The sequence below is a fragment of the Microcystis sp. M53603_WE2 genome (assembly GCF_030065435.1).
This window is the reverse complement of sequence record NZ_JASJFF010001104.1, coordinates 1-5976: the sequence shown is the minus strand read 5'-3', so window position 1 is coordinate 5976 and position 5976 is coordinate 1. Positions and strand designations below refer to the sequence as shown.

General features: G+C 43.7%; 5 protein-coding genes and 1 pseudogene. 3 read left to right on the top strand and 3 right to left on the bottom strand.

Going from position 1 to position 5976, the window contains the following annotated elements; translation table 11 throughout:
* Window positions 1-586, top strand: a pseudogene (locus PX481_RS23340) (aminomethyl-transferring glycine dehydrogenase); the annotation flags it as partial.
* 176 nt (window positions 587-762) lie between these two features.
* On the opposite strand, the gene lpxB reads toward PX481_RS23340, so the two are convergent.
* Window positions 763-1965, bottom strand: coding sequence for a lipid-A-disaccharide synthase (gene lpxB / locus PX481_RS23335; protein ID WP_288096311.1), 1203 nt, complete (start codon window positions 1963-1965; stop codon window positions 763-765).
* 206 nt (window positions 1966-2171) lie between these two features.
* Complete coding sequence (gene lpxA / locus PX481_RS23330; RefSeq protein WP_002764806.1) at window positions 2172-3008, bottom strand: acyl-ACP--UDP-N-acetylglucosamine O-acyltransferase; 837 nt, start codon at window positions 3006-3008, stop codon at window positions 2172-2174.
* 150 nt (window positions 3009-3158) lie between these two features.
* On the opposite strand from lpxA, the gene PX481_RS23325 reads away from it, so the two are divergent.
* Entirely contained in the window at window positions 3159-4478 is a 1320-nt protein-coding gene (locus tag PX481_RS23325) for a four-carbon acid sugar kinase family protein (protein WP_002761668.1), read from the top strand.
* A 317-nt stretch (window positions 4479-4795) separates the two neighbouring features.
* A complete protein-coding gene (locus PX481_RS23320; protein ID WP_288096309.1) occupies window positions 4796-5527 on the top strand; it encodes a hypothetical protein in 732 nt (243 codons plus the stop codon).
* A 136-nt stretch (window positions 5528-5663) separates the two neighbouring features.
* On the opposite strand, the gene PX481_RS23315 is transcribed toward PX481_RS23320, so the two are convergent.
* On the bottom strand, window positions 5664-5891 hold the full coding sequence (locus PX481_RS23315; RefSeq protein WP_288096307.1) for a type II toxin-antitoxin system YhaV family toxin: 228 nt from the start codon (window positions 5889-5891) through the stop codon (window positions 5664-5666).
* Between the last annotated feature and the right edge of the window lie 85 nt (window positions 5892-5976).

Below are 5976 nucleotides of genomic sequence, written 5' to 3'. Positions count from 1 at the left end.
TTGGATGTATATCGCTATGATGGGGGCAGCCGGCTTGAAAAAAGCGACAGAAGTGGCAATTTTGAACGCTAATTATCTGGCTTTTCATCTGGAGTCGGCCTATCCAGTGTTATTTAAGGGTAGCGCGGGAACGGTTGCCCACGAGTGCGTTATTGATTTACGTCCCCTGAAAAAACAGGCCGGCATCGAGGTGGAAGATGTGGCAAAACGTTTGATGGATTTCGGTTTCCACGCGCCGACGGTTTCTTGGCCCGTGGCGGGTACAATGATGGTGGAACCCACGGAAAGCGAATCTTTGGGGGAATTAGACCGTTTTTGTGAAGCTTTGTTAACTATCTATCAAGAAGTACAAGCGATCGCTAATGGGAGCATGGATCCCCACGATAATCCTTTGAAAAATGCCCCCCACACAGCCGCAGTTTTAACTGCCGATGATTGGAGTCGTCCCTATTCCCGTCAACAGGCAGCTTACCCGCTTTCTTGGCTAAAAGATTATAAATTCTGGCCGGTAGTGGGACGGGTTGATAATGCTTACGGGGACAGAAATCTGGTTTGTTCCTGTGAGGGTATGGACGCTTATAAGTAGGGTTTGCGGCAAAGAGTTTTTCCTGGGGCAGGGTGTGGGGTGTGGGGTGTAGGGTGTAGGGTGTGGGGTGTGGGGAGAATAAAGCTGCCTCCTGACTCCTATCTCCAGCAATCCTATCTCCTGATTCCTGACTCCTATCTCCTGTCTCCTGACTCCTGACGACCGGCTCCTGACTCCTAACAAAGGCCTATTTTAAACACCTCTTGTGCCACTCGCTCGCAACTGCCTACTGTTCCTAAACCGGCTTTAGTTTCTGCGTATTCATCTAACATTTTTTGGCGACGTTGCTGATTTAATAATAAATCTAGACATTCCTGCATAATTCTCTCTGGGTTAGCTTCCTCTTGTAATAATTCGGGAACAATTTCTCGCATTAAAACTAAATTTACCGGTGAGACAAATGGTACAGAAAACTTCATAATATTGCGGGCAATCCAAGCAGTAACTGCACTTAAACGGTAAACCACCACCTGCGGCACGTTTAACAAAGCAATTTCGAGATTAACTGTACCAGACTTAGCCACAGCCAGATCGGCAGCGGCAATCGCTTCTAAAGTCTGATCTCGTTCCATAATCACCGCATTTAATCCATATTCCTCTACTAATTCTCGCATTTTTGGTTCGTATAAAGCTAGGGGAACGGGAATTAAAAACTTAATATCGGGAATTTTTTCCTGTAATTTTTGGGCAGCAGCGCACACCGTCGGCACGAGATATTTAAACTCCTGTTGACGGGAAGCAGGTAACAAAGCGATCACCGTTTCTTCGGGTTTTATTGCCCATTTTTGCCGCATTTCTTGCCGATTGGGAGCATTTGCCATACGATCAACTAAAGGATGTCCCACCCAAGTTACTGGTAAACCTTTTGTTTCAAAAAAACGAGCTTCGGCGGGAAAAATTGCCAATAATTTATCCGTGACGGCGATTAATTTTTCCGTATTAAATAACTTTTCTGCTGTGGCCCTGAGTTTAGCTGAGGGGATATTTTCTTCTGACCAAATCCACACCTGTGGGGCAATATAATAAATTATTGGCACCTGGGGAATAATTTTTTTAGCCGATTGACCGATCGCCACATTTGCCCCCACATAATCAATTAAAATAATCAGATCAGGGGGATGATCTCTAAAAAACTCTTTTGCTCGTTTTTGTAGTTGTAAAGTTGGCCAAATAAAGGGGATAGATTCAATTAATCCCATGGCAGCCAGTCGAGTGGTTTTACCCAACATTTTTGCTCCGGCTAACTCCATGCGATCGCCACCTAGTGCAAAAATTTCTAACTCAATTTCTTGGGTTTTAGCTAGTTTAAAAAGGGATTCAATCAGCATGGCTGCCTGTAAATCACCCGATACCTCACCCGTACTAATAAATATACGCATTTGGATAATTATTTGATAATAAAAGAATTCAGGAGACAGGATTCAGGAGTCAGGAGTCAGGAGATAGGAGATAGGAGATAGGAGATTATTTTTATTTATTCTTCCCACTTCCCCACTTCCCCATCACCCCACACCCCACACCCCACACCCTACACCCCACACCCTACACCCCACACCCTACACCCTACAGACTGTTCCTCAATAAATTATTTCCCCGGAATTAAACCGCGACGTTTTTCTCCGGTGGTAGAGGATTGTAAAAATTGACAGAGATGTTGAACATGGGGGTTATCGGTTAAGAGAGAAACTTGTTCTAAAGCCTCCTGAAGATTTATATTAGAACGATAGATAATCCGAAAAGCTTTTTTCAGTAAAGCTAGATCTTCATCGGTAAAACCGGCCCTTTGTAAACCGACTAAATTAAGAGTTCGCACGCGACAGGGATTGCCTTCCACTAAAGTAAAAGGGGGAACATCGCGATCAATACGACTCATTCCTCCTAACATGGCCATTTTGCCAATATGAACAAATTGATGTACTCCTAAAACCCCCCCGATAACTGCTTTTGATTCGATCTGGACATGACCAGCCAAGGCGACACTATTAGCGATAATAATGTTATCTTGCAAAATACAATTATGGGCAACGTGAACATAGGCCATTAATAAATTATTATTGCCAATTTGGGTAACTTCTCCCGTATCCGTGGCACGATTAATCGTGACAAACTCGCGAATTTGGTTATGATCACCAATTTCTACGCTACTTTCGCCCCCTTTATACTTTAAATCCTGTGGTTCATTACCAATAACAGCCCCAGAAAAAATATGATTACCCTTGCCAATTTTAGTCGGACCTTCAATGACCACATGGGCATCAATAATTGTATCAGCTTCAATTTCCACATTGGCCCCGATCACAGCATAGGGACCAACTTTAACCTTGGGATCAAGTTTTGCCGACGGATGGATAACCGCAGTGGGGTGGATTAACGTATTCAAAGGGAAGTCTCCCGCGCTCAACTTCGTCACTGTATGAATCATGGTATAGCTTATCCTATATTGGACAGATTGTGATCAAGATTGATAGCGGTTGCTTGCGGAGGGGACGACTTTAATGGGGAACCAGAACCCGATAAACTATTAACCAGATTCTCTTGGTTCCTTCGTCCCTCCCATCCTGATAAAAAATATATGAGCAATAATAGACCTAAAATTATAGTCTTAGATGACGACCCGACAGGTTCCCAAACAGTCCATAGTTGTCTGTTATTGATGCGGTGGGATGAAGATACTCTCCGCTTAGGATTGGCAGATAATGCGCCAATTTTCTTTGTTTTGACCAATACTCGCGCTTTAACCCCCGAAAAAGCCGAGTCTGTCACGCGAGAAGTCTGTCATAACCTGAAAACTGCCTTAACTAAAGAGGGAATCGAGGATTTTTTGGTGGTTAGTCGTTCCGATTCTACCCTGCGCGGGCATTATCCGATCGAAACTGATGTTATTGCCGAAGAATTGGGCGGTTTTGATGCACATTTCCTGATTCCAGCCTTTTTTGAGGGAGGTAGAATCACCCGTGATAGTATTCACTATTTAATCATCGATGGCGTTCCCACTCCCGTCCACGAGACGGAATTCGCTCGCGATTCGGTTTTTGCCTACCATTACAGTTATCTGCCGGATTATGTGGAGGAGAAAACGAAAGGTAAAATTAAAGCAGATGATGTGGAAAGATTTTTACTGGCAGATATCCGTCAAGGTAGTTTAGAACGACTGCAAAAGCTCAAAAATAATCAATGTGGGGTGGTAGATGGGGAAACTCAAGCGGATCTCGATCGCTTTGCTGAAGATATTTTAACCGCCGCAGGGGAAGGAAAAAAATTTTTATTCCGTAGTGCCGCCAGTATTCTAACTTCTTTGGCTAATTTAGGAACTCAACCGATCGCACCGGAATCTATGGGTAAGTATAAGCCCACGGGGGAAGCCGGGGCAATTATCGTCGGTTCCCACGTCAAAAAAACTACCCAACAATTAGATGAACTGCTTCAACAACCCAACACCGTCGGAGTTGAAATCGATGTGACGGCATTGCGCGATCGTCCTGACCAACGAGAGCAACTCCTAGCACAAGTTCTGGAAAAAGTCAAGCTTATTCACAAAAATAAACAAACCCCCGTGATCTATACCAGTCGGCAAGAGTTAACCTTTGCTTCTGTGCAGAAACGTCTTGATTTTGGGGTTGCCGTCTCCACCCTGTTAATGGACATTGTTAAGGGTTTACCCAGTGATATCAGTTTTTTAATCAGTAAAGGCGGAATTACTTCCAATGATGTCTTAAGTACGGGTTTAAGCCTGCAATCGGCCCGTTTACTCGGTCAGATTCTCCCCGGTGTCTCCATGGTTCGCACAGCAGCCGATCATCATCTCTTTCCTAATTTACCTGTGGTTCTTTTCCCGGGTAACGTCGGTGATGTCCAAGCTTTGGCCACAGTTTATCAACGTTTGTGTCAATAGGAGGCAATCAGTAATCAGTGAGCAGTGAGCAGATGTGAGTTTTCAGGTTCTTCGTTCCGCTGCGCTAATTATGCCCAAATTGAGGTGATTAAACCGCACAGTGCGGTATTAGGTATGATTAAGGGGGTGTTAGACCGATGGAGGTGGGATAGTAAGATAGAGGAGGGTGCTAGACCGCAGAGAGCGGTATAATTAATAGTTATGCGGCTTCAGTTATTGGTTGCAGAAGTAATTGGTAGGCTATCTGTTGGTGTCCACAGTTAACTTAACTGTAGTTATCGACTCCACGGTTCTTCAAGCATTTATGAGAAAAAAATATGAGAAAAAAAAATGCAATTTTCAGTTTTTTGCTTGGCACTGTACTTATAGCTTTTATGGTAATTTTCGGAAACCTCTATCTTAATCTTATTCATCTAGATTTTCCTAGAGACACGTCTGGGACGTCTACGGCTCCGCCTCCGACTATGCCTGCGACCTCCCTGGGCGTTGTGGAAGAGATAGTGAGTAATCTTGAATGGGGAAACATTGCGTTTGATACACCCAAGAAAATGAAGTTTGAAGAACCTAAAACTATCGAGTTACTTCTATCACCAACCAAATCTGTCCAAGAGCTTCAATCTTCTTTGAAGTCTCGTGAACAAACTGAGTCAGCACGGATACAAATATCAAATCGAATGGAAGCAGACCTTTCGGGACTAGGTTTTAAGATTGAGGCATTAGTTCCACAGGAACAGGCTGTTTATAGAGGTAAAACAACGCAGTGGAAATGGGAAGTCACCCCGACGAAAGATGGGGATCAGAATCTGTATCTTACGCTGTCAGCCATTATCAATGTATCGAATCAAAAAGTGCCACTTGTGATACGAACATTTGATAAGACAATTGAAGTAGAGGTTTCTGTAGGTCAGCGTATCTCAACTTTTGTTGCGGGTAATTGGCAGTGGTTATGGGCAAGTATTCTTGTACCACTATCTCCTTTTCTCTGGAAGTGGTATCAAAAAAAGCGGGGCAAAAAGCAGCCGCCTAACAACCCTGGTGCAGCGGATTGACTCAAGCCGCCTAGGTGAGATGCTAAAGATCTCGGCAACTGCTGAACGTGGACGTTAGACCTCAATCTTTCTCTGGAGGAGCAGTTGAAAGTGTATCTGTGGGTTACGATCGCTTTTTCAACCACCTTATCACTAGCTAATCTTCTTGGCTATCAAGGATTAAAGCGTCAAGAGAATTGGGAAAATCACCTCGCTCAACCATTTTTGTGAAAACTTTGTAACAATCATTTTTATCCCCTTGTTTGCGAGGATAGCCTAGCCATAAAACAAAAATAGCTTTATACTCCTTGGTTTGTATAGTGCGATCGCCGCTCTTGTAGGGTGCGTTAACGAAGTGTAACGCACCTAATCTATGGTTATTCAATAATTGATGTAATGGTGGATTACGCTGCGCTAATCCACCCTACGGGGGGTTAAAATTATTATTCTTCCCCTATTTTTTCGGTTAT

Excerpts from the sequence above, each read along its gene's own strand:
- lpxB (WP_288096311.1), bottom strand. The coding sequence starts at position 1,965 with ATGCGTATATTTATTAGTACGGGTGAGGTATCGGGTGATTTACAGGCA.
- lpxA (WP_002764806.1), bottom strand. The coding sequence starts at position 3,008 with ATGATTCATACAGTGACGAAGTTGAGCGCGGGAGACTTCCCTTTGAAT.
- PX481_RS23325 (WP_002761668.1), top strand. The coding sequence starts at position 3,159 with ATGAGCAATAATAGACCTAAAATTATAGTCTTAGATGACGACCCGACA.
- PX481_RS23320 (WP_288096309.1), top strand. The coding sequence starts at position 4,796 with ATGAGAAAAAAAAATGCAATTTTCAGTTTTTTGCTTGGCACTGTACTT.